This is a genomic window from Cobetia sp. MM1IDA2H-1, from assembly GCF_002916775.2.
GTDB lineage: Bacteria > Pseudomonadota > Gammaproteobacteria > Pseudomonadales > Halomonadaceae > Cobetia > Cobetia marina.
The window spans coordinates 3,789,067-3,815,835 of the sequence record NZ_CM133225.1 but is presented as its reverse complement, the minus strand read 5'-3'; the positions used below and the strand labels follow the sequence as shown (position 1 = coordinate 3,815,835).

At 63.6% G+C, this 26,769-nt stretch carries 25 protein-coding genes; 18 read left to right on the top strand and 7 right to left on the bottom strand.

Annotation, left to right across the window (positions count from 1 at the left end; translation table 11 throughout):
- Window positions 1-912: a hypothetical protein gene (locus BOH68_RS15995; protein WP_077377731.1), complete on the top strand. Its 912-nt coding sequence runs from the start codon at window positions 1-3 to the stop codon at window positions 910-912.
- Entirely contained in the window at window positions 909-1,415 is a 507-nt protein-coding gene (locus tag BOH68_RS15990) for a GNAT family N-acetyltransferase (RefSeq protein ID WP_077377734.1), read from the top strand. The genes BOH68_RS15995 and BOH68_RS15990 overlap by 4 nt, the downstream gene beginning before the upstream one ends.
- 124 nt (window positions 1,416-1,539) lie before the next feature.
- Here BOH68_RS15990 and zapB read toward each other — a convergent pair whose 3' ends face one another.
- Together zapB and rsmD are read right to left on the bottom strand one after the other, a co-directional pair.
- A complete protein-coding gene (gene zapB / locus BOH68_RS15985) occupies window positions 1,540-1,800 on the bottom strand; it encodes a cell division protein ZapB (protein WP_077377738.1) in 261 nt (86 codons plus the stop codon).
- 180 nt (window positions 1,801-1,980) lie between these two features.
- Window positions 1,981-2,631, bottom strand: coding sequence for a 16S rRNA (guanine(966)-N(2))-methyltransferase RsmD (gene rsmD / locus BOH68_RS15980; protein ID WP_077377741.1), 651 nt, complete (start codon window positions 2,629-2,631; stop codon window positions 1,981-1,983).
- Window positions 2,632-2,737: 106 nt separating this feature from the next.
- On the opposite strand from rsmD, the gene ftsY reads away from it, so the two are divergent.
- The 5 genes from ftsY (at window position 2,738) to BOH68_RS15955 (ending at window position 10,100) form a co-directional block, all read left to right on the top strand.
- Entirely contained in the window at window positions 2,738-4,399 is a 1,662-nt protein-coding gene (gene ftsY / locus BOH68_RS15975; RefSeq protein WP_077377744.1) for a signal recognition particle-docking protein FtsY, read from the top strand.
- Complete coding sequence (gene ftsE, locus BOH68_RS15970; protein WP_077377747.1) at window positions 4,396-5,064, top strand: cell division ATP-binding protein FtsE; 669 nt, start codon at window positions 4,396-4,398, stop codon at window positions 5,062-5,064. The genes ftsY and ftsE overlap by 4 nt, the downstream gene beginning before the upstream one ends.
- Complete coding sequence (gene ftsX / locus BOH68_RS15965; RefSeq protein WP_077377751.1) at window positions 5,061-6,131, top strand: permease-like cell division protein FtsX; 1,071 nt, start codon at window positions 5,061-5,063, stop codon at window positions 6,129-6,131. Before ftsE ends, ftsX begins: the two co-directional genes overlap by 4 nt.
- Window positions 6,132-6,388: 257 nt before the next feature.
- Complete coding sequence (gene rpoH / locus BOH68_RS15960) at window positions 6,389-7,264, top strand: RNA polymerase sigma factor RpoH (RefSeq protein ID WP_065392478.1); 876 nt, start codon at window positions 6,389-6,391, stop codon at window positions 7,262-7,264.
- A 178-nt stretch (window positions 7,265-7,442) separates the two neighbouring features.
- The gene (locus tag BOH68_RS15955; RefSeq protein WP_139345486.1) at window positions 7,443-10,100 is read left to right on the top strand and encodes a putative bifunctional diguanylate cyclase/phosphodiesterase; all 2,658 of its coding nucleotides are present in this window, start codon (window positions 7,443-7,445) and stop codon (window positions 10,098-10,100) included.
- 78 nt (window positions 10,101-10,178) lie between these two features.
- On the opposite strand, the gene slmA is transcribed toward BOH68_RS15955, so the two are convergent.
- The 5 genes from slmA to coaBC form a co-directional block, all read right to left on the bottom strand.
- Entirely contained in the window at window positions 10,179-10,796 is a 618-nt protein-coding gene (gene slmA / locus BOH68_RS15950; RefSeq protein ID WP_077377757.1) for a nucleoid occlusion factor SlmA, read from the bottom strand.
- A gap of 115 nt (window positions 10,797-10,911) precedes the next feature.
- Entirely contained in the window at window positions 10,912-11,829 is a 918-nt protein-coding gene (gene argB / locus BOH68_RS15945; protein WP_077377759.1) for an acetylglutamate kinase, read from the bottom strand.
- 231 nt (window positions 11,830-12,060) lie between these two features.
- Window positions 12,061-13,443, bottom strand: a complete 1,383-nt coding sequence (locus BOH68_RS15940) for a phosphomannomutase/phosphoglucomutase (protein ID WP_077377763.1) — start codon at window positions 13,441-13,443, stop codon at window positions 12,061-12,063.
- A 182-nt stretch (window positions 13,444-13,625) separates the two neighbouring features.
- Window positions 13,626-14,084 (bottom strand): dUTP diphosphatase, encoded by a 459-nt coding sequence (gene dut / locus BOH68_RS15935; protein WP_077377766.1) that lies wholly within the window; start codon window positions 14,082-14,084, stop codon window positions 13,626-13,628.
- The gene (gene coaBC / locus BOH68_RS15930) at window positions 14,085-15,416 is read right to left on the bottom strand and encodes a bifunctional phosphopantothenoylcysteine decarboxylase/phosphopantothenate--cysteine ligase CoaBC (protein ID WP_077378165.1); all 1,332 of its coding nucleotides are present in this window, start codon (window positions 15,414-15,416) and stop codon (window positions 14,085-14,087) included. It lies immediately after the preceding gene.
- Window positions 15,417-15,779: 363 nt separating this feature from the next.
- On the opposite strand from coaBC, the gene radC reads away from it, so the two are divergent.
- The 11 genes from radC (at window position 15,780) to BOH68_RS15875 (ending at window position 26,717) form a co-directional block, all read left to right on the top strand.
- Window positions 15,780-16,454, top strand: coding sequence for a RadC family protein (gene radC / locus BOH68_RS15925; RefSeq protein ID WP_077377769.1), 675 nt, complete (start codon window positions 15,780-15,782; stop codon window positions 16,452-16,454).
- 501 nt (window positions 16,455-16,955) lie between these two features.
- Complete coding sequence (gene rpmB / locus BOH68_RS15920) at window positions 16,956-17,192, top strand: 50S ribosomal protein L28 (RefSeq protein WP_043336270.1); 237 nt, start codon at window positions 16,956-16,958, stop codon at window positions 17,190-17,192.
- Between the two features lie 92 nt (window positions 17,193-17,284).
- On the top strand, window positions 17,285-17,440 hold the full coding sequence (gene rpmG / locus BOH68_RS15915; protein ID WP_016417370.1) for a 50S ribosomal protein L33: 156 nt from the start codon (window positions 17,285-17,287) through the stop codon (window positions 17,438-17,440).
- A 155-nt stretch (window positions 17,441-17,595) separates the two neighbouring features.
- Complete coding sequence (gene mutM / locus BOH68_RS15910; RefSeq protein WP_054556537.1) at window positions 17,596-18,411, top strand: bifunctional DNA-formamidopyrimidine glycosylase/DNA-(apurinic or apyrimidinic site) lyase; 816 nt, start codon at window positions 17,596-17,598, stop codon at window positions 18,409-18,411.
- Between the two features lie 159 nt (window positions 18,412-18,570).
- Window positions 18,571-19,761, top strand: a complete 1,191-nt coding sequence (locus BOH68_RS15905) for a class I SAM-dependent rRNA methyltransferase (RefSeq protein WP_077377772.1) — start codon at window positions 18,571-18,573, stop codon at window positions 19,759-19,761.
- A gap of 144 nt (window positions 19,762-19,905) precedes the next feature.
- The gene (locus BOH68_RS15900; protein WP_077377775.1) at window positions 19,906-20,262 is read left to right on the top strand and encodes a putative signal transducing protein; all 357 of its coding nucleotides are present in this window, start codon (window positions 19,906-19,908) and stop codon (window positions 20,260-20,262) included.
- Window positions 20,259-20,774 (top strand): acyl-CoA thioesterase, encoded by a 516-nt coding sequence (locus BOH68_RS15895; protein WP_077377778.1) that lies wholly within the window; start codon window positions 20,259-20,261, stop codon window positions 20,772-20,774. The genes BOH68_RS15900 and BOH68_RS15895 overlap by 4 nt, the downstream gene beginning before the upstream one ends.
- A gap of 143 nt (window positions 20,775-20,917) precedes the next feature.
- Window positions 20,918-22,039, top strand: coding sequence for an alanine dehydrogenase (ald, locus tag BOH68_RS15890; protein WP_077377781.1), 1,122 nt, complete (start codon window positions 20,918-20,920; stop codon window positions 22,037-22,039).
- A gap of 217 nt (window positions 22,040-22,256) precedes the next feature.
- Entirely contained in the window at window positions 22,257-23,270 is a 1,014-nt protein-coding gene (locus BOH68_RS15885; RefSeq protein ID WP_077377784.1) for a tryptophan--tRNA ligase, read from the top strand.
- A 211-nt stretch (window positions 23,271-23,481) separates the two neighbouring features.
- Window positions 23,482-24,726 (top strand): YeeE/YedE family protein, encoded by a 1,245-nt coding sequence (locus BOH68_RS15880; protein ID WP_077377787.1) that lies wholly within the window; start codon window positions 23,482-23,484, stop codon window positions 24,724-24,726.
- A 311-nt stretch (window positions 24,727-25,037) separates the two neighbouring features.
- A complete protein-coding gene (locus BOH68_RS15875; protein WP_077377790.1) occupies window positions 25,038-26,717 on the top strand; it encodes an NAD-dependent malic enzyme in 1,680 nt (559 codons plus the stop codon).
- Window positions 26,718-26,769 lie beyond the last annotated feature (52 nt).

The following is a 26,769-nucleotide window of genomic DNA, read 5'->3' as shown; positions in this document are numbered from 1 at the left end:
ATGACCTCTGAACCGCAACGCCTGCAATACCTGGACGCCATGGGCCTGACCGCCTGGGTCGGTCGCTATCAGCTGCCCAATGCGCTGCCCACCGAGGCCTGTGAATGGCCAGAACCGGTGATGGCTGAGCCGGTGGCACCTCAGGCACGTCTGCATGCGCTGATTGAAGAGGCGCCGCAACCGACGGTGAGCTCGCCGCAGGCGGAGCCGGCTCCTGCGCGAGCACCGGGACCATCGCCTGCCGCCAGTGCGCGCGCCCTTCTGGGCATGGCGCCGGCCGAGGCCTCCGTGGCCACGGCCGTGGCGACGGGGGGCGAGTCAAGCAGCACGGCCTCCTGGGGAACGCCACCTGCTCAGGCGACGACGGAGACAGTGGTCGAGGCGCAGGTCACGCCTCCGGCCGACCACCCGCCGCTGCGATTCAGCGTACAGCTGGCAGCACTCGACGGACGCTGGTTGGTCATGTTGCCCGGTGATGAGGCGCCGCATCTGGAAGGCGAGGCGTTGCTGAAGGCATTGTGGCGGGCGGCAGGCATCACGCCGACGACAGACCTGACGTTCAGTCACTTCCGCTGGCCATTGCTCGCGAACCTCAAGGCCAGTGCACCGCTGGATGAGGCACGGGAGGGATTGCGGGCCTTCCTGAATGGCCCCGCACGCCGTGATTGGCAGCCCGAGCGGGTCCTGATCTTCGGCAATCGCGAAGACTGCGCGACCCTGCGTGAGGTGCTGGGCATCACCTCCTCCTCGGGAGACGCCGAAACCTCAATCCTGCTGGACATTCCCGTCTGGCAGGGGCCCGAGCTTGCCACGCTGGCGCGCTCCAGTGATGCCAAGCGCCAGCTGTGGCCGCTGCTGATTCGCTGGGGAAAGGCGTGGTCTCGCGGGATGACGGGAGGCATGTCGTCATGAGCGGGGCCGACGGCGAGACGGGCGCGGTGCGCAAGCTGGTGCTGGACGATGCGACGCTGGCGGCATTGCAGGCCATCGAGAGCACCCAGGCGCATGGGCTCTCCAGATGCCAGCTGGCGGATGTGCTCAGCGATGCCTCACGCTGCATTCTTGGCTGGCATGCGCCAGCCACGCCTGAGCGGTTGGCGGGATTCGTGGTACTGGCGCGCGGCCCTTTCGAGGCCGAGATCGAGGCGATCACCGTGCATGCTGACCTGCGCGGTCAGGGCATCGGGCGGGCCCTGTTGCAGGCGGCGATCGAGCGCGCCAGACAATGGCATCATGCCACGGGGCTGGAACGCCTTTTGCTGGAGGTGCGCGCAGGCAATGACGCGGCGCGTGCGCTCTATGCGCATGCCGGGTTCCATGTGGATGGCGTGCGGCGCGGCTACTACCCGGCCTTGCCTCCTGCGCCCTCGGGAACTCGCGAAGATGCGCTGCTGATGTCGCTGCCACTGGAGTGAGGTGCCGGCAGGACGTCTCTTCAGAGGCTGGCCTTTTGGGGCACATCGCAAGCGACTGCTGACAGAGACGACAACGCCGCCGACAGGAGACTGTCGGCGGCGTTGTCGTGCAAGGCCAGAGTGATCAGGCGCTCTGGGTCTCGCTCTCGTTCTCGCTGAAGCGGGCGATCAGGCCTTCCAGACGGCTTGCCCACTGGTCGCGCTCTTCCTGCAGGCGCGCATTGGCCTGACGCAGCTGCTCCAGTTCCTCACCCTGACCTTGCTTGGCGTCGCTCAGACGCTGGTTTTCTTCCTTCAGCTCATCAACTTCCATCTTCAGCATCTCGATGGAGTCGATCGCCTGGCCGACTTTCTGCTCAAGCTGGGTAAAGAGTTCAGTGCTCATGCTATCTCCTTGTCGGGCCCCAAGGGCTCGAGGGTGTTCGTTGAGGGCGGTAAAAGTATGCGGTGAATGCTGGTGCGATGAAGATCGGCCACCCCGGCAGTCCCTGCCGGAACGGCGCAGCGATACCCGCCTGCAGGCAGACTACGATGCTGCCTTTATCGACACAAGCGCGAAAGGTGCTCAGGCCGGTTGCTGGCGTCGATAGAGGCGTCCGTGACTGTCGCCGGCGCGGCTCTCGCGATGCAGCTGCCAGTTGGCGGGGACCTGAGGCGTCAGCTCCGCCTCGACTTCCAGATATATCATGGCGCCCTCCCTCAACCAGCCCCGCGACTCGAGCAGCTCGCAGCTCTCGGCGGCGAGTCCGAGCCGGAAGGGCGGGTCGAGCAGGACCAGATCCACGCCCTCCTCGGGCGGGGTGCCGCTCTGCAGCCAGTGGATCACGTCGGCGGTGATGACCGTCGCCGGCAGCGGGCCTTCATTGCTCAGGGTCGTGATGTTGTCGGCCAGCGCCCGAGCGACACGGCTCTCGCGTTCCACGAAGGTGACCTGGGCTGCCTCCCGTGACAGCGCCTCGAGTCCCAGTGCGCCGCTGCCGGCGAACAGGTCCAGTACTCTGGCGCCACCGACATGAAAGCCGAGCCAGTTGTAGAGTGTCTCGCGAACGCGGTCTGGCGTCGGCCGCAGGCCGGGCGCCTCGATCACGGTCAGCAGGCGGCGTTTGAAACGTCCGCCGATGATTCGCAGACGCCCCGCTGGCCCTGCCTTGCCAGAGCGCGAGGGGGCTGAGGATTTGCCCCGTGCGGGGCCTTTGTGAGGTGCGCGTTTTTTCATGCCGCGAGTCTAGCATGTGCGACGCCGGATGCCGCGTGGTGCGTACCTTAAGGCCTGAAGGGATGGTAGGATGACGCCACTTTCACGAGTTCAGGACTGTCTCGCCATGTTCGGTTTTTTCAAGCGCAAGAAACACAAGGCTCAGGAGCAGCAAGCCTCCGAGCAGCAGGCCCTCGAGCAACAGGCTCTTGAACAGACACAAGATGCCACGCCCCACGAGCAGGACTCAGGCAAGCAGGACACTGCCGAGCAGGCAGCCCGGCGAGAGGCCGAAAAGGCGGAAGCCGAGCGCCTGGCCGCCGAGGAAGCCGCCCGTGTCGAGGCTGAAAAGGTTGCAGCTGAAAAGGCGGCAGCCGAAAAGGCCGAAGCCGAGCGCCTGGCCGCCGAGGAAGCTGCCCGTGTCGAGGCTGAAAAGGCGGCAGCTGAGAAAGCCGAAGCCGAGCGTCTCGCCGCCGAGGAAGCCGCCCGTGTCGAGGCTGAAAAGGCGGCAGCTGAGAAAGCCGAAGCCGAGCGCCTCGCCGCCGAGGAAGCCGCCCGAGTTGAAGCTGAGAAGGCTGAAGCTGAGCGCCTCGCCGCCCGCGAAGAAGAAGAGCGCCTGGCTGCCCGCGAAGAAGAAGAGCGCCTGGCTGCCGCGCAGCTGGCCGCCATCGAGGCCGAAGAACAGGCCGCGCTGGAGCAGGCTCGCCTGGAAGAAGAGGCCCGTGCTGCCGAAGTCGCCGTGGCGGAGGCTGATGCCACGGTGGACGATGAGGATGCCCGCGATACGGCGCGCGATGGACGTGAGAAGCCGCGTCGTGGCTTCTTCGCGCGCATCAAGGCAGGTCTAGGCAAGACGCGCGCCAACCTGACCGAGGGTGTCGCCAGTCTGTTCCTCGGCAAGAAGCAGATCGACGATGAGCTGATGGAAGACCTCGAGACCCAGCTGCTGATGGCAGATGTGGGCATCGAGGCTACCACCGAGATCATCGACAACCTGACCGCGCGTATCTCGCGCAAGGAATTGAAGGAGCCGCAGGCGCTCTACGAAGCGCTGCAGGAAGAGCTGCGCGTGATGCTGGCGCCGGTCGCGAAGGATCTCGAGCTGCCGGCCAAGGGCGATGGCCCCTTCGTGATCCTGATGATCGGGGTCAACGGGGTCGGCAAGACCACCACCATCGGCAAGCTGGCCAAGCGCTACCAGAGCCAGGGCCGCAGCGTGATGCTGGCGGCGGGCGATACCTTCCGTGCCGCAGCGGTGGAACAGCTCAAGGTCTGGGGCGAGCGCAACAAGGTGCCGGTCATCGCGCAGCACACCGGTGCTGACAGCGCCTCGGTCATCTATGACGCTCTGGAAGCCGCCAAGGCGCGTAACGTCGATATCCTGATCGCCGATACCGCGGGCCGTCTGCACAACAAGAGCCACCTGATGGAAGAGCTCAAGAAAGTGCAGCGCGTGATGGCCAAGCTGGACGTCGCCGCGCCCCACGAAGTGATGCTGGTGCTGGATGCCGGTACCGGCCAGAACGCGCTGTCACAGGCCTCCACCTTCCATGAAGCGGTCAACATCACCGGCCTGACGCTGACCAAGCTGGATGGTACCGCCAAGGGTGGCATCATCTTCGCGCTGGCCAAGCAGCTCAATCTGCCGATTCGCTACATCGGTGTCGGGGAGGGAGTGGATGATCTGCGGCCCTTCGCGGCGGACGATTTCGTCAACGCCCTGTTCGCGCGTGCCGGAGAGGAAGAGGATGCACGTCCGGCGGATGGCGCGGAGACACGCGAGGCATGATTGCCTTCGAGCATGTGGGCAAGCGCTATGGAGGGCGCTTCGATGCACTCGCCGGGCTCGATTTTCGCATCGAGCGTGGCGAGATGGCGTTCCTGACCGGGCATTCCGGGGCAGGGAAGAGCTCATTGCTCAAGCTGATCATGCTCCTCGAGCGTCCCTCGCGTGGCCGTATCCTGGTGGCCGGGCACGATATCGGACGCCTGCATGCCTCGCAGGTGCCTTACTACCGCCGCCAGATCGGTGTGGTCTTTCAGGACCATCAGCTGCTGAGCGATCGCAACATCTTCCACAACGTGGCGCTGCCCCTGATGATCCAGGGGGTCACGCCGCGCGAGCAGGCGCGTCGCGTGCGTGCCGCTCTCGACAAGGTGGGCCTGCTGCATCGCGAGAAGGCGCTGCCCATCGAACTCTCCGGGGGGGAGCAGCAGCGCGTGGGCATCGCGCGTGCGGTGGTCAACAAGCCAGCCTTGCTGCTGGCGGATGAGCCGACCGGCAACCTGGACCCGAAACTCTCGACCGATATCATGCGTCTGTTCGAGGACTTCAATCGCATCGGTACCACGGTGATGATCGCCAGTCATGATCTGGCGCTGATCGCGCGTCTGCACCATCGCACGCTGGAGCTTTCCGACGGTCGCCTGATTGCCGACAAGGAGGCCCGATGAGCCCTCCCCGCACTCACCACGAGTCCTCGTCCGACAAGCGCCAGGCGGGAAGAGGTCGTGCCGCCAAGGCCGCCTCGGACGCTGTCGAATCCACGGAGTCTGTCGAGCGTCAGGCGCGCAAGGGCGCGCGCTCCAGCCGGATTTCCGTCGAGAGTCGCTATCGCAGCTGGCTGCGTCATCATGGCGCCATGGCGCGTGACAGTGCACGCCGTCTGCTGGTCACTCCGGTCGCCAGCCTGCTGACCATGCTGGCGATCGCCATCGCGCTGACACTGCCTGCCGCGCTGTGGCTGGCGCTGGACAGTGCGCGCCTGCTGGACAATGAGCTCAATGACAGCGCTCAGCTCACCCTCTATCTCGAGACGTCGGTCGACGAGAGCCAGGCACTGACGCTGTCGGACTCGCTGCGCGGCGCCCCGGGCGTCGGAGGCGTACGTCTGATCACTGCCGCCGAGGGCATGCAGGAATTCGCCCAGGCACTCGATCTCAAGCGCTCACTGAGCCTGCTGGACGACAACCCCTTGCCGGCCAGCATCGTCATCACGCCGCTGGATACCTCGCCGGAATCCGTCCGCGATCTTGCCGCACGCCTCGAGGGCGAGCCGGGCGTCGAGAGTGCACGACTGGATCTGGCGTGGCTGGAGCGTCTGCGTCAATTGAGTGAGCTGGGTCAGAAAGTGACGCTGGGACTTGCGCTACTCTTCGGACTGGGGGTGCTGCTGGTGGTAGGCAATACCATCCGGCTGTCGGTGGAGAGTCGCCGGCAGGAGATCGAGGTCGTGACCCTGATCGGTGCGACCCACGCCTTCGTGCGGCGTCCCTTCCTTTATAGCGGTGCCTGGTATGGCCTGGGCGGCGGGTTGCTGGCGTGTGGCATTCTGGCGCTTGGCGGTAACTGGTTGGCGGCACCCGTGACGGCTCTTGTACAAAGTTATGGCGGCAACTATGTGTTGCCCGCACTGGGCATCACAGGGGGTACCACGCTGCTGTTTTCGAGTACAATACTGGGTTGGTTGGGGGCCTGGATCGCGGTCGGACGTCATCTGGCGAGTATTTCTCCGCGCTGATGCCGATCTTTTTTCGCGGTTTTCCGCCAGTGTTCCTCTCCAGAAAGGTCATCAGTTACGCTCCGGCAACAATTGCGCCGGGCGTCAGTGAAGGGGCTGGTGGGTAGTTAAACGTACCGCACACCCGCTGGCGTTACGAAGCGCTACTCGTCATGACAATTGTACACGTCATGTACAGCTATTGACGGGAACCTGTCGCAACCTTCACAGTCTCACTACTTGCATGCGTGTTAGGCAACCATGGAGACATCTGCATTATGAGCACCAGTCTTCAGCCACTTGGCCACCTGTCACCGGGTCAAGATCTAAACGGCTATATCCAGTCGGTGAACCGTATCGCTGTGCTTACTGCTGAAGAAGAGCATGAGCTTGCCCTGCGGTTGCATGAAGAGAATCATCTGGAGTCGGCCCGTCGACTCGTCATGTCGCACCTGCGTTTCGTGGTACATATCGCGCGCAGCTACAGCGGCTATGGCTTGCAGCAGGCGGACCTGATCCAGGAAGGCAATGTCGGCCTGATGAAAGCGGTCAAGCGCTTTGATCCCCATCAGGGCGTTCGCCTCGTGTCCTTTGCCGTGCATTGGATCAAGGCCGAGATTCACGAGTTCGTGCTGCGCAACTGGCGCATCGTGAAAGTCGCGACCACCAAGGCCCAGCGCAAGCTGTTCTTCAATCTTCGCGGTGCCAAGAAGCGTCTGGCATGGCTGAACAATGAAGAAGTGGACGCCATCGCAGGCGACCTGGACGTCAAGCCATCGGTGGTACGCGAGATGGAAAGTCGTCTCTCGGCTCACGATGCCGGCTTCGATGCGGGTCCCAGTGATGACGAGAGCTCCGTTTACCAGGCGCCGGTCAATTATCTCGAGGACCACAGTCTCGATCCGGCGGCTCAGGTCGAGCAGCAGGATCTGGAAGATGACTCCCACGGGCGTCTGCTCAAGGCACTGGCAGCACTGGATGAGCGTTCGCGCGATATCCTCCAGCAGCGCTGGTTGAGCGACAACAAGGCGACGTTGCACGAGCTGGCAGACATCTACAGTGTCTCGGCAGAACGTATCCGTCAGCTGGAAAAGAACGCCATGAAGAAGCTGCGTGAATCGATGGGTGACATGAGCGAAGGGTTCGCTGCCTGACACTCCCTCGCTGACTTCCCGCAGTAGATGAAGCCCCGCCGGTGTTCCGGCGGGGCTTCTGTCGTTGAGGGACAGTGAAACGACCGGCTATGGCAGTAGACAGTTGTATCGTGCAACAGAATGTTTCATTCTGTTGCACTACGCTAAGCGGTCATTTCCCTTCCTCATTGGTGGCTATGTGGACCCGATTACCTCGCGTCAACCAGGCACACATTCACTGTGGCGCATCCTTGGCATCAATGTCGCTTTGCTGGTGGTGTTGGGCGGGCTGTTTCTGGCGGGACAATGGTTTGATGTCCGCGAACAGGAGATGCAACGCCTCGAAGCGCTCGATACGCAACTGCACATCTCGACTGAACAGCTCGTGGCGGATGTCGCACGCGAGATGATGGTGCTCGAGCGTGTGTTGCACGAGGAGACACCAAGACAGTGGAGAGGCTCGCTCGAGAGTGCGCTGGGGCGTCATCCGGCGCTGGTCTCCCTGATGATGGTGCCGTTCGCCGATTATCGTGGCAGCAGCCTCAATCAGATCGGTGTCGGGCGCAGCTGCAAGTGGCAGCTCTCGCAGGCCGAGGCGCAATCCCTGCCCGGCAGAAGCAATCTGTTGTTCGGTTCGGCATTGCCTCTCGGGTCCGGCCAGCCCGGCTTGCCTTTCTATCGCCATATGCAGCTCGAGGACAAGGCGTGGCTGCTGATCGGGTGCCTGGATTTCTCGGAGTCCAGAAGTCTGCTGGCCAATCCGGGGGCGGATGACGGGCAGCGCCTGCGCCTGTTCTCGACCAACGGTCTGCTGCTGTTTTCCAGCCCTCAGGAGCACGCGCTGGGGGTGACGGGAAAGTTGCCGTTGCCGACGCTGGCCAACATGGGCAAGTACATCTCCGAGCGTGGCGTGCGGCGCTATCACGTGGACGGCTTTGATGGCCGTCCGCGCATGGCGGCGGGCAGTTTTATCGCACCACTCAAGCTGTTCAGTGTCGTCAGTCAGCCCGTCTCGAGCCTGTGGTGGGTCTGGTGGCAGCGTATCTGGTTCGGTCTGCTGCTGGGAGGCATCTTCCTGGTGGTGCTTGGCGTGATGATCGCGCGTGCCGAGCGGCAACGCAGTGAGCGCCACGATGAGCTGGAGGGCGAGCTTGAATCGATGGCGGCGCGCTCGCGTACTCTGGTGACCTTGATGGATAACCTGCCCGGTGTGGTGTATCGCATCGAGGTCAACACCGGCACGCTGACCTTCATCAGCAGTGGCGCCGCGGAATTGTTCGGACGTTCGGCCGAGTCTCTGGTCGGGGCCGGCATCACCCTCAATGAGCTGATCCATCCCGAGGATCGCCCGTCCGTCGCGTCGGCGCGTCACTGGGCGATGTGCGCTCAGATGCGTCATGAACAGGTGTTCAGAATCGTCGCGGATCACGAGCGCTGGGTGCTGGACCGCAGCGTGATGATCGAGGGAGAGGAGGGTGTACGTTACTGGGAAGGCCTGCTGCTGGACATCAGCGCCCACAAGGAGTCGGAGCGTCAGCTCGACTACCTGGCGCGCCACGATGCCTTGACGGGGCTCTACAACCGCAAGGCCTTCATGGCGGCGGCGGATGAGCGGGTCGCGATCGGAGGCGTGATGATCTATGCCGACATCGATCGCTTCTCGACGGTGAATGATGGCCTGGGGCATGAGGCGGGGGATCAGCTGCTGGTCTCGATCGGTGAGCGCCTGCGGCGCATCCTGCCGCCCGGTGGCCTGGTCGCGCGTCTCGGGGCGGATGAGTTCGGCCTCTACTTCCCTCAGGTCGGCGAGCAAGCCGAGCAGATCGTGGCCGATGTCCAGCAGAAGCTGGAGCGCCCCTTCACGATTCTCGGGCGTCCCTTGATCATCAGCCTGACGGCCGGTTACTCCCTGGCCGAGGCAGATGGTGATGCCCAGGCGTTGATGCTCAATGCGGACGTGGCGCTCTATCATGCCAAGTCGCGTGGCGATCATGCCCTGCGCTGGGAGTCCTCGCTGGACAAGCATGTCGCCTCGCGCATGACGCTGGAGCAGGACCTGCGTCAGGCCATCGAGCGCCAGCAGCTCTTCCTTCACTACCAGCCGCAGCTGAACGCGGCGGGAGAGCTGCTGGGGGTCGAGGCGTTGCTGCGCTGGCAGCATCCTGAGCTGGGCATGATCTCTCCGGCCCAGTTCATTCCGCTCGCGGAAGAGACGGGACTCATCTTCCGGCTGGGGCGTTTCGTGCTGGAAGAGGCCTGCGCCCAGATGGTGCGCTGGCAGGAAAGCGGCCTTTACATGCCGCGCATGGCCGTCAACCTCTCGGCGCGCCAGCTGACCTCGGGCTATGAGCATGAAGTGATCAGCGTGCTCGAGAGTCAGAATCTCGCGCCGACGCGCCTGGAGGTCGAGGTCACGGAGACCCTGTTGATCCAGGACATGGAGGGTGGGCTCAGCGTGCTTAGAGCGCTGCGGGAGCTTGGTGTGCGTGTGGCGCTGGATGACTTCGGGCAGGGATACTCGTCACTGTCCTATCTGTCTTCCCTGCCGCTGGATGTGCTCAAGGTCGACCGCAGCTTCGTGATGAAGATGGACGCCCTGGCGGAAGATGCGTCCGAGCAAGGGCGCGGCGGTCAGGTGGCCAGCGAGCAGGGAGCCAATGAGCAGGCCATCCAGCTGGTAGGTGCCATCATCAGTCTGGGGCATTCGATGGGGCATGAGATCGTGGCGGAAGGTGTCGAGACACAGGCGCAGTTCGAGGGGCTCAAGCGATTGCGCTGCGACAGTTATCAGGGCTACCTGCTGGCACGCCCGATGACGGCGACGGCCATCGTCGAGCGCTATGGGCCTGGCAACTGAGTCTGCACGTGAAGGTGGCATGAAAAAGCCCCCGTCTCTTCGAGGCGGGGGCTTTTCTTTTGCTCATGCGGAGGGCCGTCAGACGGCAATCCGCTCCTGGCTGCTCAGCAGCAGGTCGCGACTCAACAGTCTCCACTGTTCTTCCCAGTGCTCGGTGGGTCGCTTGCGATAGTCGCTGCGGACATACTGTCCGATGCGGCCTTCGGCACTGGCCAGCAGGAGATTGGCTGCGGCTGTCACGGTAATGGCAGGCCGCAGGCCTTCACGAGGCTCGGCCTCGCGCAGCACCTGCTTGAGCTGGGTCTCGAGACGTTCGAACAGCTGCGCCATGCGCACGCGCAGACGAGCCGTCTCCCCGGTCAGGGCATCGCCGTTGAGCAGGCGGCACAGTCCGGGATTCTTCTCGGCAAAGCCAAGCAGCAGGCTCAGGATATGGTGCACCCTGGCATGAGCCGTATCGTTGTCCTGCAGAATCAGCGCGATGCGCTCGAACAGGGTGCTCTCGATGAACTCGATCAGCCCTTCGAACATGCGCGCCTTGCTGGGGAAGTGACGATAGAGTGCAGCCTCGGAGACGCCGACCTGACGTGCCAATGCCGCGGTGGTGATACGTTTGCCGCTGTCCTCTTCCAGCATCAAGGCAAGTGCCTGGAGGATCTGTTCGCGACGTGATTGTTTTGGATTCGCCTGCGTCATGGAATCTTGTCATTTCTCGCGGCCTGCAGCGATGTGCTGCGGGCGGGTCCGTGTCCTGAGGCGTGTCGCTGGCCTCGCGCGAATCACCGGAAGTCTGGCCCCGGCTTTATGCTCTTCATGCCTTGGAGGTGACCGGATCAGCATTGCTGATCAAGGTGCCGACACCGGCATTGGTGAAGATTTCCAGCAGGGTGGCATGCGGTACGCGACCATCGATGATGTGTGCACTGCGCACGCCCTGCTTGACGGCATCCAGCGCGCAGCTGATCTTGGGCAGCATGCCGCCATAGATGGTGCCATCCTCGATGAGTCCATCCACCGCTTCGGTGGTCAGCCCCGTCATGACTTCGCCCTCGGCGTTCAGAAGGCCGGCGACGTTGGTCAGCAGCATCAGCTTCTCCGCCCCCAGCGCTTCTGCGACCTTGCCGGCGACCAGGTCGGCATTGATATTGTAGCTGCGTCCCTCATCGTCGACGCCGATCGGCGCGATCACCGGAATGAAGTCATTGCGGGTCAGCAGCTCGATCAGATCCGTCGAGACATGCTCGACTTCACCGACGTGACCGATATCGATGATTTCTGAGGCATTCATGCCCGGCATGTGGCGGGTGACCTTGAGCTGACGCGCGCGAATCTGGCCGCTGTCCTTGCCGGTGACGCCGATGGCCTTGCCGCCGCACTGGTTGATCAGATTGACGATGCCCTTGTTGACCAGGCCGCCCAGTACCATCTCGACCACATCCATGGTCTCTGAGTCGGTCACGCGCATGCCGTCGACGAAGCGTGATTCGATGTTCAGCTTCTTGAGCAGGGCGCCGATCTGAGGGCCGCCACCGTGCACGACCACCGGGTTGATGCCGACTTCCTTCATCAGCACCATGTCGCGGGCAAAGGAGTCGATCAAGGTATCTTCGGTCATGGCGTTGCCGCCGTATTTGACCACCACGGTCTTGCCCGAGAACTGCTGGATATAGGGCAGGGCTTCGGACAGGACCTCGACCACCTGGTGCGGGTCGCGGTTGGCGTGGCTCATCAACGTATCACTCCACAGAAATTGGGTCCGAAAGGAGAGTTCGGACACTGTCACTCGAGACTATCACTTGCGTTACGCCTGCGCGCACCACGTCATGGAAAGAGGTGATGGCAACCGGCGCTGCCATGGGAAAGAGTCACCCGGGCCGGGGAGTCAGCGGACCGGCACGGCGGTCATCCTGCTGCCGCGCCGGTCGTTGATCGCCTGCCCGGGCCGACCAGAACGCCTCGATCAGAACGGGGCGGTGATGCTTGGCTCGGCCTGCTTCAGTGCGGAGCGGAAGCTGTCCTTGATGCGCTCCAGCGCCGCCTCTGACTTGCCTTCGAAGCGCAGTACCAGCACCGGTGTGGTGTTGGAGGCGCGGCACAGGCCCCAGCCGTCGGCGTAGTCGACGCGAATGCCATCCAGCGTGGTCTTCACGCCGTCGTCACCGAAGTCACCTTCGCTGGCCAGTCGCTCGACGATAGCGAACTTGGTCTCATCGGTCACTTCCACGTTGATCTCGGGGGTGCCCAGATCCTGCGGATAGCGTGCGAAGAAGGTGTCGGCATCGACATCCTGCTTGGCGAGGATTTCCAGCAGACGCGCCGCGCCGTAGAGGCCATCGTCGAAGCCGAACCAGCGCTCCTTGAAGAAGATATGGCCGCTCATCTCGCCGGCCAGGGCCGCGCCGGTTTCCTTCATGCGCGCCTTGATCAGGGAGTGGCCGGTGCGCCACATTTCCGGTGTGCCCCCCGCCTTCTCGATCACGGTGGCCAGGTTGCCGGTGCACTTGACGTCGAAGATGATGCGCGCGCCCGGTACACGTTCGATGAGGTCTTCCGACAGTGCCATCATCAGACGGTCGGGATACAGGATCTCGCCCTTGGGCGTGACGACGCCGAGGCGATCGCCGTCGCCATCGAAGGCCAGACCGATGTCCGCGCCGGTTTCCTGCATGGTTCTGATCAGGTCCTGCAGGTTTTCCGGCTTGCCCGGGTCCGGGTGATGGTTCGGGAAGTTGCCATCGATCTCCTCGAACAGCGGGATGGTCTCGACACCGAGGCGACGGATCAGCTCCGGGCCCAGCTCACCGGCCACGCCATTGCCGCAATCGACCACTGCCTTGAGCGGACGCTTGACGACCACGTCGCCGGTAATCTGATCCAGGTAGCGTTCGCGCACGTCTTCTTCACGCAGGCTACCTTCGCCTTGCGCCAGATCGCCTTCCTGCAGGCGGCGATAAAGGTCGGTGATGGTGTCGCCGGACAGGGTCTCACCCGCCAGCACGATCTTCAGACCGTTGTAGTTGGCCGGGTTGTGGCTGCCGGTCAGCATCACGCCGGAGCGGGTGCCTTCCAGGATGTTGGTGGCGTAGTAGAGCACCGGAGTCGGCACCATGCCGATGTCGATGACATCACGGCCGGCATCGCGCAGGCCGGCAATCAGCGCCTTGGACAGGCGCGGTCCGGAGAGGCGACCATCGCGGGCGACCACGACGGTGGACTCACCGCGTGCCGCGGCTTCGCTACCGATGGATTGGCCGATGGCGCGCACGCCGTCTTCGGTGAGGGTCTCATCCACGATGCCACGGATGTCGTAGGCGCGAAAAATTGAAGCGGGTACCTGACTCATGGTGCATCCCTGTCGGTTGAATCAATCGTGAGAAGTCATGGCCGGCATGCCGTGCGAACACTATCGCGGCATGCCGACGGGTGCGGCTAGCAAGCGGTTCCATCTGTCACGGAGCGCTGTCGGGTTTCGGTGGCGAGTCGTCTGCAATGAGCTGTCAGTGACGGCCTGTCAGTGACGACCCGTCAATGACGACCAGAATGGCCAAAGCCGCCTTCACCGCGCTGGCTGGCCTCGAATTCCGTGACCTCGACCAGTTCGGCCTGTACTACCGGGACTAGCACGTACTGTGCCAGTCGCTCACCGGGTTCCAGCACGAACTCGCTGTCGCCGCGGTTCCAGACCGAGATCATCAGTTCGCCCTGGTAGTCGGAATCGATCAGACCGACCAGATTGCCCAGCACGATGCCGTGTTTATGCCCCAGACCGGAGCGCGGCAGGATCATGCCGGCCAGCGCCGGGTCGGCGATATGGATCGCCAGGCCGGTACGCACCAGCTCACAGGCGCCCGGGGCCAGTGTCAGCGGGGCATCCAGCAGTGCGCGCAGGTCCATGCCGGCACTGCCGGGAGTCGCATGGTGGGGTAGCGGGTAATCGCGAACGCGCTCGTCGAGGATCTTGAGTTCGAGCCGGGGGCGGGTCATCTAAGGTGTTTCCTGGTCATCGATGGCGGAGGTCGCCATGTTCAAATTGGCGGCACCATGGAGGGCGCCGTCTTGATGCAGTGCCAGTGCGCGCTCGAGAATCGCACGCGCCAGCGCAATCTTGGGGCAGGCCGCGATGGCCTGTTCATGCAGTCTGTCATTTGCCTGGCCGGGGTGTCGCCACACCAGGGTGGCGGCATTGCTGTCACTGCCGAACCCCAGTCCCGGGGTGCTGACGTCATTGGCCACGATCATGTCGAGACGCTTGCGTGTCAGCTTGTCGCGGGCATAGCGAAGGACATCGCGAGTCTCGGCGGCGAAGCCGACCACCAGCGGAGCGGGCTGTCCATTGGCGCGCCGCGCCTGACTCTGCTCGGCAATGCCGGCAATGATATCGGGGTTGCGGATCAGATGGACCTGCATCTGTTCTTCGCCGACCTGCTTCTTGAGCTTGTGCTCGGCGACAGCGGCAGGTCGGAAGTCGGCGACGGCGGCGCAGCCGATGAAGACCTGGCTATCCTGCAGCGCCGCTTCGGCAGCGCCTTGCATCTGCAAGGCTGACTCGACATCGATGCGCTCGACGCCAGGCGGTGTGGGCAGGGCGACAGGCCCACTGATCAGGCGAACACTTGCGCCCAGTGCCGCGGCTTCGCTGGCCAGGGCATACCCCATCTTTCCGGAGCTGTGATTGCTCAGATAGCGCACCGGATCCAGCGCTTCCCGGGTCGGACCGGCGGTGATGGTGATGGTCAGGCCCGCTGCCGGCAATGGTGCCGGCTCGCCCTCATCGAGCAGCTCGCTCAGACCGGCGACGATCTCTTCTGGCTCGAGCATGCGCCCGGCTCCCACGTCGCCACACGCCTGTTCGCCGCTGGCCGGGCCGAGCAGCGTCCAGCCATCGGCACTGAGCTGCCGGGCGTTGCGCTGGGTGGCAGGGTGCGCCCACATCGCCTGATTCATCGCCGGGGCCACGACCCAGCGTGCGCTGTTGGCCAGGCACAGGGTAGTGATCAGATCATCGGCACGGCCATGGGCCAGGCGGGCCATGAGGTCGGCAGTGGCGGGGGCGATGAGAATGACCTCCGCCCAACGCGCCAGCTCGATATGTCCCATGCCGGCCTCTGCCTCAGTATCGAGCAGCGAGGTATGCACGGGATTGCCCGACAGCGCCTGCAGGGTCAACGGCGTGATGAAGGCCTGGGCACCTTCGGTCATGGCGACGCGTACCTCGCACCCGGCCTTTTTCAGCAGACGAGTGATGAGCGCCGCCTTGTACGCTGCGATACCGCCGCTGATGCCCAGCAGAATGCGCCGTCCGGCGAGTGAGTGCATGGTGTCCTGCATCCCTGATCCGTCAATGTCAAAGCTCTCGCGTTCGCCTCTACCATATCACCGTGATGCAACCTTGCGTAGCGTCGCTGGCCGGGCACGCCGTCTGTCGCGGGTGCGGACACTGACCTGTCGCGGTACGACGAGCCGCGAGCCAAGAAGGCTCAGCCAGCCAGAAAGCGCGCCAGGCATGCAAGCGTTGAGAGTGACGCTGGCGGCAGTGACGGGCGAAGACCACGCTTCTCAGTCCAAATGCTGATGTCGCGTCATGCTCCTTGGCGTGTCGGTGGGCCTGCCCTGAGGCAGGCATGGCCACTCTCGTGGCGCGCCGGATGTCAGCATCACTGTCACGAGAGGAGAGTGTGCATGGGCATCAGGGAGTGGCCAATCGGGGAGCGGCCCCGTGAGAAGCTTCTGTCATCGGGGGCTGCTGCGCTGTCAGATGCCGAGTTGCTGGCAATCTTCCTGCGAGTGGGAATCAAGGGGCGTTCGGCGGTGGACCTGGCGCGCGATCTGTTGACCACCTTCGGCGGGCTGCGCCCACTGCTGGAAGCCAGTCAGCAGGATTTCTGTGCCGCGCGAGGCCTGGGAGATGCCAAGTATGTACAGTTGCAGGCGTCGCTGGAGCTGTCCCGTCGACACCTGGAAAGCCTGTTGATGCGCGGCGCGGCATTGACCTCACCGCTGCTGGTACGGCGCTACCTCTCCTCTCATCTGCGTGATCTGCCACATGAGGTCTTCGCCGCACTCTTCCTGGATAGTCAGCATCGCGTCATTCGCTTCGAGACACTCTTCACCGGCACGCTGGATGCTGCTGCCGTCTATCCGCGTGAAGTGGTCAAGCGGGCGCTGGCGCTCAACGCGGGTGCCTTGATACTCGCCCACAACCATCCCTCCGGAGTGGCGGAGCCCAGTGATGCCGATCGTCGTATCACCCAGCGCCTGGAAGAGGCGTTGGGACTTTTCGATATCCGGGTGCTGGATCACTTCGTGGTGGGGGACGGCGAGGTGATCTCCTTCGCCGAGCGTGGCTGGTTGTGAGCCAGGCATCGCCTCGGTCTTGTGCGACCTCTTTCGACAAGGCGCTGAGACGAGAGCAGGGGGAAGAGAAGGAAGAAGAAGGAGCGGATGGGAAGGAGGCGCCCTGCGGATGTCCGGTCTGGTCAATTGTCGGGCCTGCCAGGTGACAGGGATTGCAAAACAGGGCGTCGATTGTGGTAATGTTGCGCCTCCCGTACCACCCACCACAGAATTCGCGACCACTCTGGCCGACATTGGCTGAGTGAAGCGTCTGGCTAAGCAAGCGTCTGTACCGATGTGACAGCTCGGGCGAAGCGTGTTGGCGAAAAAAATCCGTCTTGGGCGTGCTTTCGCGTTCCTCTTCGGGTAAAATGCTGCGCCTGCACGTTCCAGTACCCTGAAGCTTGTCTTCCGGAATGGACGTAACACACTTTGAAATCAGGGCATGAGGCGGCGCCTGCCACTTCCGGTTTGCCCGACAGGTTTTGAACAACTTAGCCAACGCAGCGGTTGGAGGCTCCAATGTCCAAAGTATGTCAGGTTACCGGCAAGCGCCCGGTGACTGGTAACAACGTTTCTCACTCCCAGCGCAAGACTCGTCGCCGGTTCCTGCCGAACCTGCACACCCACCGTTTCTGGGTTGAATCCCAGCAGCGCTTCGTCAAGCTGCGCGTCTCTACCAAGGGCATGCGCATCATCGACAAGAAGGGTATCGACGAAGTCCTCAAGGACCTCACTGCACGTGGCGAGCGCTTCTAAACACTAGAAGACAGCCCCTGTAGCAATGGCAACCGAGCCGAGGGCAACGCTCTCAATCGTTCGGTGAATGCGACTGTGGAAGGAAACTGAAAATGCGTGACAAGATCAAGTTGGTGTCAAGTGCCGGTACTGGCCACTTCTACACCACCGACAAGAACAAGCGTAACACTCCGGACAAGCTTGAATTCAAGAAGTACGATCCGGTCGTTCGCAAGCACGTGATGTACAAGGAAGCCAAGATCAAGTGATCTTGTCTCCCGCCAGCGTGCTGTCGGAACCCTCGAAAACCCGGTCCTGACCGGGTTTTCGAGTATCTGGATGTCGGAACTCCGACATCCTGCAACAGGGTGGCGGCTTCTGTCGTCACCCTGTTGTGCGTCTGGCGGTCAGTCGAGGAGGAAGCATGCCCGAATTACCGGAAGTCGAGACGACTCGCCGTGGTATCGCACCATTGGTCGAGGGCCAGGAGGTCACCGAGGTGATCGTGCGTCAGCCACGGCTGCGCACGCCAGTACCGAGTGAGCTGGCGGAGTGGCTGGTGGGGCAGCGTTTCGGTGAGCTCTCGCGCCGTGCCAAGTACCTGCTGTTGCCGATCGCCGATGGCCACCTGCTCTGGCATCTGGGCATGTCCGGCAGTCTGAGGCTGGTACCCATCGGCACGCCGCCCCGTACGCATGACCATGTCGATGTAGTGCTGGGCAATGGCCAGGTGTTGCGCTATCACGACCCGCGTCGCTTCGGTTTCGTCGACTTCGTGCGCGGTGACCCGCACGCTGACACACGTCTGGCGAGGCTCGGGCCGGAGCCCTTGTCGGATGCCTTCACCGGTGAGCTTCTCTTCGCGCGCTCGCGCAAGCGACGCGTGGCGATCAAGCCTTTCCTGATGGACAACGCCAATGTGGTCGGCGTGGGCAACATCTACGCCAGTGAGGCGCTCTTCATGGCCGGCATCGACCCGCGTCGTCCGGCGGGGGAGACCTCCCTGGAGGAATATGAGCGCCTCGCCGAGGCCTCACGCAGCGTGCTGGCGGCCGCCATCGAGCAAGGCGGTACCACCTTGCGTGATTTCGTCGGTGGTGATGGCAAGCCCGGCTACTTCGCCCAGCGCCTCAACGTCTATGGGCGAGGGGGCGAGCCCTGCCGCGAGTGTGGCCATGAGATCATGAGCCTGGTGCTCGGGCAGCGTGCCAGCTGCTTCTGCCCTCATTGCCAGAGCTAGTGCCGTCCGTGCCGGCACGGGTCAGACATGTCTCGCTGGCCCTTGATGATCACTTGACCGGAGGCTCCGTGACCGGGGCCGCCATGACGACTAGAATGGCCCCATTCGGGCGCGCCCTGTCGTCGTCCTGTCCCTTTCCCTGTCTTATGGATGATTCCCGTGACTGAACGTCTGCGCCTGAAGAAGAATGCTGATCGCCGCCTCAAGGCTGGCCATCTGTGGCTGTACTCCAATGAAGTCGATACCGTCGCGACGCCGCTCAAGAATTTCGAGCCGGGTGCCCAGGCGATCATCGAGGCCAGCAACGGCCGCGCGATGGGCGTTGCCTACGTCAACCCGAACTCGCTGATCTGCGCGCGTATCGTCTCGCGCAACCCGGAACAGCGTCTGGACCGCTCGCTGCTGGTGCATCGCTTCAACCAGGCACTGTCGCTGCGCGAGAGCCTCTATGACAAGCCGTTCTACCGTCTGGTCCACGGCGAGGGCGACCTGCTGCCGGGTCTGATCGTCGATCGCTTCGGCGACGTGCTGGTCTGCCAGCTCAACACCTTCGGCATGGAGCGACTGGCGGAAGTGATCGTCGATGCGCTCTTGAAGGTCGTCAAGCCGACCGCCATCGTGTTCAAGAACGATTCCAGCGGTCGCCGTCAGGAACAGCTCGAGCGCAACGTCGAAGTCGTCTATGGCGAGCTGCCGGAAAGCGTGCTGCTGGAAGAGAATGGGGTCCAGTTCAGTGCGCCGGTACTGGATGGCCAGAAGACCGGCTGGTTCTATGATCACCGCGACAACCGTGCCTGGCTGAACCGTCAGGTGGCAGGCAAGCGTGTGCTGGACCTGTTCAGCTACGTCGGTGGCTGGGGTGTGCAGGCGGCGGCGCATGGCGCCAGCGAAGTGCTGTGTGTTGACGCCTCCGGTGCGGCACTTGAGCGTGTCTCTGGCAACGCCGTGCTCAATGGTGTCGAGGATCGCGTCTCCATCGCGGAGTCGGATGTCTTCGAGGCACTGACGGCCCTGCGCGCGGAAGGCGAGCAGTTCGACGTCATCATCGCGGATCCGCCCGCCTTCATCCGCAAGCGCAAGGACATCACCAACGGTGAGCGCGCCTATGCACGCCTCAACCGTGAAGCCATGCGCCTGCTGGGCCGCGATGGACTGCTGATGTCCGGCTCCTGCTCCATGCATCTCGCGCCGGAGCGCCTGATGGATGTGGTGCGTGGCGCCGTGCGTCACCAGGACCGCCACGGTCAGGTCATCTTCCAGGGCCATCAGGCCAGCGACCACCCGGTGCACCCGTCCATCCCCGAGACCTCCTACCTCAAGGCGCTCGGTGTGCGGGTCTATCGCGACTGAGATCGAGTCTCGGGTCGCGACCAGGAGCGCGATCGGGATCGCGAGCGATGAACGCGTCCTTTGGCACGAACGACAACGCCGCCCTTCGGGGCGGCGTTGTCGTTGATGGCTTCCGTGGCGCCCGGACTCTGATAGTCTGACGGCATGTATCGACGACTGACATCTCATCACAATCTCGTGCTGCTGGATCACTGGCGCAACCTTCTGGAAAGCGAGGGTATCCCGTGCGAGCTGCGCAACCGTCTGCTGGGTTCGGCAGCCGGGGAGTTGCCCGTCAACGATTGCGAGCCGCAATTGTGGGTTGCCGAGCACAATCTCGCCCGCGCTCGCCAGCTGCTGGCGCATATCGAGGCCGCGCCTGCGCAGCCGGATTGGCAGTGCGCCTGCGGGGAGCGCCTCGAAGGCAGCTTCAGTGAATGCTGGTCCTGCGGTGCCAGTGCACCCATGCGTGATGATGCAGGGCCCCGCGAGCAGGATGACGACACGGAGTTCGTGGCATGACGGACGTACAGGCATCGGAGACCGTCATCGGCAACCCGGCCCCCTTGCGGGAAACCTGTGAAGGGTGGGCGCTGCCGTCTCCCTTCCTGCTGCCGATCGCGGTAAGTGTCGAGGCGCTGGATGGCTATGGCCATGTCAACAATGCCGAATACGTGCGCTGGCTGGAGAGAATCAGCTGGGCGCATTCCGAAGCGTTGGGGCTGGGCCTTGAACACTATCGTGCCCAGGATCGTGGCATGGCGGTGCACCGTCACGAGATCGACTATCTGGCCAGCGCACGGCTTGGCGATTCACTGATGCTGGCCACCTGGCTGGTGGCGTGCGATGGCCGCCTGAGCCTGACGCGCCGCTTTCAGCTGCGTCGTTGCTCGGATGGCCTGACGCTGTTGGAGGCACGCACGCGCTTCGTCTGCATCGAACTCTCGAGTGGGCGAGCCAGACGCATGCCTGAGGCTTACCGTGAATGCTATTCGGCGGCGCTGGTGAGCGAGGATGCTGCCAGCCAACGATGATTCCCTGCATTCCACTGCATTGCTGTCGTGTTTTGGTGAATCTTGCTGGCATCTGATTGGCGCGACGCTGACGAGTCTGCTGTGCTTGTAGGAGGTGTCGAGATGACATCGCCGTATTCCGCCAGCAGTGCAAGGAGCTCGTCATGCAGATCGCCGTGCCGAAGGAAATCAAGAACCACGAGTACCGTGTCGCTCTGACGCCCGCCGGGGTGCGAGAGCTGATTGCCCATGGCCATGACGTCATCGTCGAGCGTGGTGCGGGTGAGGGCAGTGGGTTCAGTGACGCCGAGTACCAGGGGGTCGGGGCTCGTCTTGAATCGGATGTCGAGCAGGTCTTTCGTGAGGCCGAGCTGATACTCAAGGTCAAGGAGCCTCAGCCGGCTGAGGTGGCGCGTCTCACCAGCGGCCAGACATTGTTCACCTACCTGCATCTGGCCGCCGCCCGTGAGCTGACCGAAAGCCTGCTGGATAGCGGGGTGACCGCGATTGCCTACGAGACCATCACCGACACCGCCGGTGGTCTGCCGCTGCTGGCGCCCATGAGCCGCGTTGCCGGGCGCATGGCGATCCAGGCCGGCGCGCATGCGCTGGAGAAGGCGCAAGGCGGGATGGGGGTGCTGTTGCCCGGTGTGCCTGGCGTGCCACCGGCGCGGGTCACGGTGATCGGCGGCGGCGTGGTGGGGGAGAATGCGGCGCGCATGGCGCTGGGGCTGGGCGCCGAGGTGGTGATTCTCGATACGTCATTGAACCGCCTCGAGACGCTGGATCACCGCTATCAGGGACAGATTCGTACGGTCTATTCGACATCCGAGGCGCTGGATGAGGCGGTACGCCATTCGGCATTGATCATCGGGGCCGTGCTCGTGCCCGGTGCCGCGGCGCCCAAGCTGATCCGTCGCGAGCATCTGCGCAACATGATGCCCGGTGCGGTACTGGTGGATGTCGCGATCGATCAGGGCGGATGTTTCGAGACCAGTCGCGCCACGACCCATGCGGAACCGACCTATCTCGTCGATGGTGTCGTGCATTATTGCGTGGCCAACATGCCGGGGGCCGTGGCGCGTACCTCGACCCAGGCACTCACCAGCGCGACGCTGCCTTATGTGGTGAAGCTCGCCAATGGCGGCTATCGCAAGGTATTGCGGGAAGATCGTCACTTCGCGGCAGGCCTCAACGTGCATGCCGGCCAGCTGACGATTGCGGAAGTCGGCGCTGCCTTCGGCATGCCGGTGATCTCGCTGGAAGATGCACTGGCAAAGGGCTGACACCTGCCGGTGGGCACATGGCGTGCATGGGGCGCTGGTCGTCTGTCCGGCCCTTACGAAGGCCATGCCCCTCAGGGTAAGATGAGTGCAATGCAGCGGCAGGACATGGCGGGTTCATCGCATCGTGATGCGCGCCGTCGTGCCCTGTCGTGATTCATTGTGAGCAGGTCCCGCCAAGTGGCACGCTCCCCGACTCAGACGCCCAAGAAGTGCATCCATGACCAAGACCCGCGTTCTTACCGGCATCACGACCACCGGCACCCCTCACCTCGGCAACTATGTCGGCGCCATCAAGCCCGCCATCGAGGCCAGCCAGGACCCGACGGTCCAGTCCTTCTATTTCCTCGCCGATTTCCATGCTCTGATCAAGTGTCAGGACCCGAAGCGCGTGCAGGAATCCCGCCGTGAGATCGCCGCCACCTGGCTGGCGCTGGGGCTGGACACCGACAACGCCATCTTCTATCGCCAGTCGGATGTGCCGGAGATTCCGGAGCTGATGTGGTTGCTCAACTGTGTCTGCGCCAAGGGCCTGATGAACCGTGCGCATGCCTACAAGGGCGCCGTGGCCGAGAACGAGGACGCGGGCATCGAGGACGTGGATCGTGGCATCAGCATGGGGCTGTTCAGCTATCCGGTGCTGATGGCGGCGGACATCCTGATGTTCAATGCCCACAAGGTGCCGGTGGGGCGTGACCAGATCCAGCATATCGAGATGGCGCGTGACATGGCCGGGCGCTTCAACCACCTCTTCAAGGGCAACTACTTCACCATGCCCGAGGCGGTGACCGACGAGAAATCCCAGCTGCTGCTGGGCCTCGATGGCCGCAAGATGTCCAAGAGCTACAACAACACCATTCCGCTGTTCGGCACCGAGAAGCAGCTGCTCAAGAGCGTGCGCAAGATCAAGACCAATTCGCTGGAGCCGGGGGAGCCGAAGGACCCGGATACCTGTTCGCTGTTCCAGATCTATTCCGCCTTCGCCACCGAGGCGGAAGTCGCCGCCATGCGTGAGCAGTACGCCGCCGGCATTGGCTGGGGCGATGCCAAGAATCAGCTGTTCGAATACCTGAACGACCATCTCAAGGCGCCGCGTGAGCGTTACGTCGAGCTGATGGAAGATCCGGCACATGTCGAAGCCATCCTCAAGCGCGGTGCCGAGCGTGCGCGCGATGAGGCCGCGCCGATGATGGAGCGCCTGCGTCGTGCCGTCGGTCTGGGCAACTTCGTGTAATCTCGAGGACACCCCGCACAGTCCGGCACCAGACGCCCGCCATCGCTTTCGATGGCGGGCGTCGTCGTCTGGGAGGTGAGCTGACGGGGGTGACTTATATTCCATGGCGGAATGGATGGCGTGCTGAAAATTCGTTCACAGCTATAAGGCAACGCGTTAGGCTTGCCGCATTGATGAACGCGACATGACGACTTCGTTCAAGGAGCAAGACATGAGTCACGATGCGATACCCGGCAAGGCCAGCCAGTCCGGCCTGCCGACGACCGCCATCAACCCGAAGGCCATTCTGGCCGGAGGCTTGCTGGTGGTGGCTGCCATCCTGCTGGGGCTGGTGTCCGGCTGGCGCCAGGGCTTGCTGATGCTGGTAGGGGGCGCGCTGGGCGTGGTGCTCTACCACGCGGCCTTCGGCTTCACCTCCGCCTGGCGAGTCTTCATCACCGAGCGCCGAGGACGCGGCCTGCGTGCCCAGATGCTGATGCTGGCGATCGCCGTGGTGCTGTTCTTCCCGGTGCTGGCCTCGGGCAGCCTGTGGGGGCAGGAGGTGTCCGGCTTCGTCTCGCCGCTGGGTATCTCGGTGGTGGTCGGTGCCTTCCTGTTCGGGCTCGGCATGCAGCTGGGCGGCGGCTGCGCCTCGGGCACGCTGTTCACCGTCGGTGGCGGCAATGCGCGCATGGTGATCACCCTGATCTTCTTCTGCGTCGGCTCGGTGATCGGCACCGCGCACTTCAGCTGGTGGCAGAGCCTGCCGTCGCTGCCCGCCGTCTCGCTGGTGGACAGCTTCGGCGCGCTGGGTGGCATCATCGTCAGCCTGGTGCTGTTCGCCATCATCGTGGTGGTGACACGCACGCTGGAGAAGCGCCGTCACGGTGAGCTCGAGAAGGCCGCCGTGACCGACAGTCAGCCGCGTGGTCTGTCACGCTTTCTGCGGGGCCCCTGGCCGCTGCTGGCGGGTGCCGTGGCGCTGGCGCTGCTCAACTTCGTGACGCTGGCGCTGGCCGGTCGCCCGTGGGGCATCACCTCGGCCTTCGCGCTGTGGGGCACCAAGGCCTATACCGCGCTGGGCTTCGATGTCAGTGACTGGGGCTACTGGCAGGCGGCGGGCAATGCCAAGGCGCTGGCCGCACCGCTCTATCAAGACATCACCACGGTGATGAACATCGGTGTCGTGGTGGGGGCGCTGGCGGCGGCGCTGCTGGCCGGCAAGTTCGCGCCGAAGTGGAACATTCCGCTGCGCTCGGTGGTGGCTGCCGTGCTGGGTGGTCTGCTGTTGGGCTACGGCGCGCGCCTGGCCTTCGGCTGCAACATCGGTGCCTACTTCGGTGGCATCTCCTCCGGCAGTCTGCATGGCTGGCTGTGGCTGGTGATGGCCTTCGCCGGCAACATGCTGGGCGTGAAGCTGCGCCCGTTCTTCGCGCTTGCGCCGCGCAAGCCGGCATCGCGTGCCGATCTGGCCTGAGCCATTCCCCGCACGTGGCCGCGAACGCCTCGCTCCTTCCCTGTCAGGGGGATGAGCGGGGCGTTTCTTGTCATGCAGCACCCTTGTCTGCGCAACGCACGCCGACCCTGCACAGGCTGCCGGAGATAGCACTGCGCGTGCTATCATCATGCCTTGTTCGCACGTGGAAACTGCACGTCGAAAGGTCCCTCGGACGCCCGGTTGCCAGCAGGTCTTCTGCGGTGCTTCAGCGGGCATGCTGCGCGTGTCTGCCGGCATGCCGGGAAGCTTGCCGAGCGTGAGGTCGTCCCCACTGATTCAAGAGTCTCGCCATGACGGATACTTCCAAGCGCGCCCTGTACGTTCCTTACGCCGGCCCGAGCCTGCTCGAGATGCCGCTGCTCAACAAGGGCAGCGCCTTCAGCCTCGAAGAGCGTGTCAGCTTCAATCTGATGGGCCTGCTGCCGCAGAATGTCGAGAGCATCGAAGAGCAGGTCGCGCGCGTCTACAGCCAGTATCAGCAGTGCGCCACCGACCTCGACAAGCACATCCTGTTGCGCTCGGTGCAGGACGACAACGAGACCCTGTTCTTCCGCGTGATCGAGGAGCACCTCGAGGAGATGATGCCGATCATCTACACCCCGACCGTCGGTCAGGCGTGCGAGGAGTTCTCCAACATCTATCGCAACCACCGTGGCCTGTTCATCTCCTACCCGGACCGCGAGCACATGGATGACATCCTGCGCTCCGCGACCAAGGACAACGTCAAGGTCATCGTCGTCACCGATGGCGAGCGTATCCTGGGGCTGGGCGATCAGGGCATCGGCGGCATGGGCATCCCCATCGGCAAGCTGTCGCTGTACACCGCCTGTGGCGGCATCAGCCCGGCCTATACCCTGCCGATCTCGCTGGATCTGGGCACCAACAACCAGAAGCTGCTCGACGACCCGCGCTACATGGGCTGGCGTCACGAGCGCGTCACCGGTGATGACTACAACGCCTTCGTGGCCGAGTTCATCACTGCCGTGAAGCGTCGCTGGCCGAAGGCCATGATCCAGTTCGAGGACTTCGCGCAGGCCAATGCCATGCCGCTGCTCGAGCGTTACCGCGATGAAGTCTGCTGCTTCAATGACGACATCCAGGGCACCGCCTCCGTCGTGGTCGCGACCCTGATGGCGGCCTGCAAGGCCAAGGGCGAGAAGCTCTCCGACCAGCGCGTGACCTTCCTGGGTGCCGGCAGTGCCGGTTGTGGCATCGCCGAGATGATCGTGGTGGCGATGGTCAAGGAAGGCATGGACGAGGCCGAGGCCCGCAAGCGTGTCTTCATGGTCGATCGCTTCGGCCTGCTGACCAGCGACATGGAAGGCCTCTACGACTTCCAGAGCCGTCTGGCTCACGACGTCGAAAGCGTGGCCGACTTCGGTGACCGCGGCCTGCTGGATGTGGTCAAGGCCGCCAGGCCGAGCGTGCTGATCGGTGTCTCCGGCCAGCGTGGCCTGTTCAGCGAAGACGTGATCCGTGCCGTGCAGGCCGGTTGCGAGAGCCCGCTGGTGATGCCGCTGTCCAACCCGACCTCACGCGTCGAAGCGACACCGGCGGAAGTCATCGAGTGGACCGACGGCAAGGCACTGGTCGCCACCGGCAGCCCGTTCGCGCCGGTCGAGCACAACGGCCACACCCACGCGATTGCCCAGTGCAACAATGCCTACATCTTCCCGGGCATCGGTCTGGGTGTGCTGGCATCCAGCGCCTCACGCATCACCGACAACATGCTGATGGCCGCGGCCAATGCGCTGGCCAACAACGCTCCCATCGTCCTGAAGGGCGAGGGCGCGCTGCTGCCGTCGCTGGGCGACATCCAGGACATCAGCCGTCAGATCGCCTTCGACGTGGCACGTCAGGCCCAGGCCGATGGCGTGGCGCTGACCTCCAGCGATGAGATCATCCAGGCCAACATCGAGAAGAACTTCTGGCAGCCGCGTTACCGCGCCTACCGTCGCAAGGCGTTCTGATCGCGCCTGCGACGTCAGTGAGCGCATGAAGCAGATTGCCTGAAACAGGTTG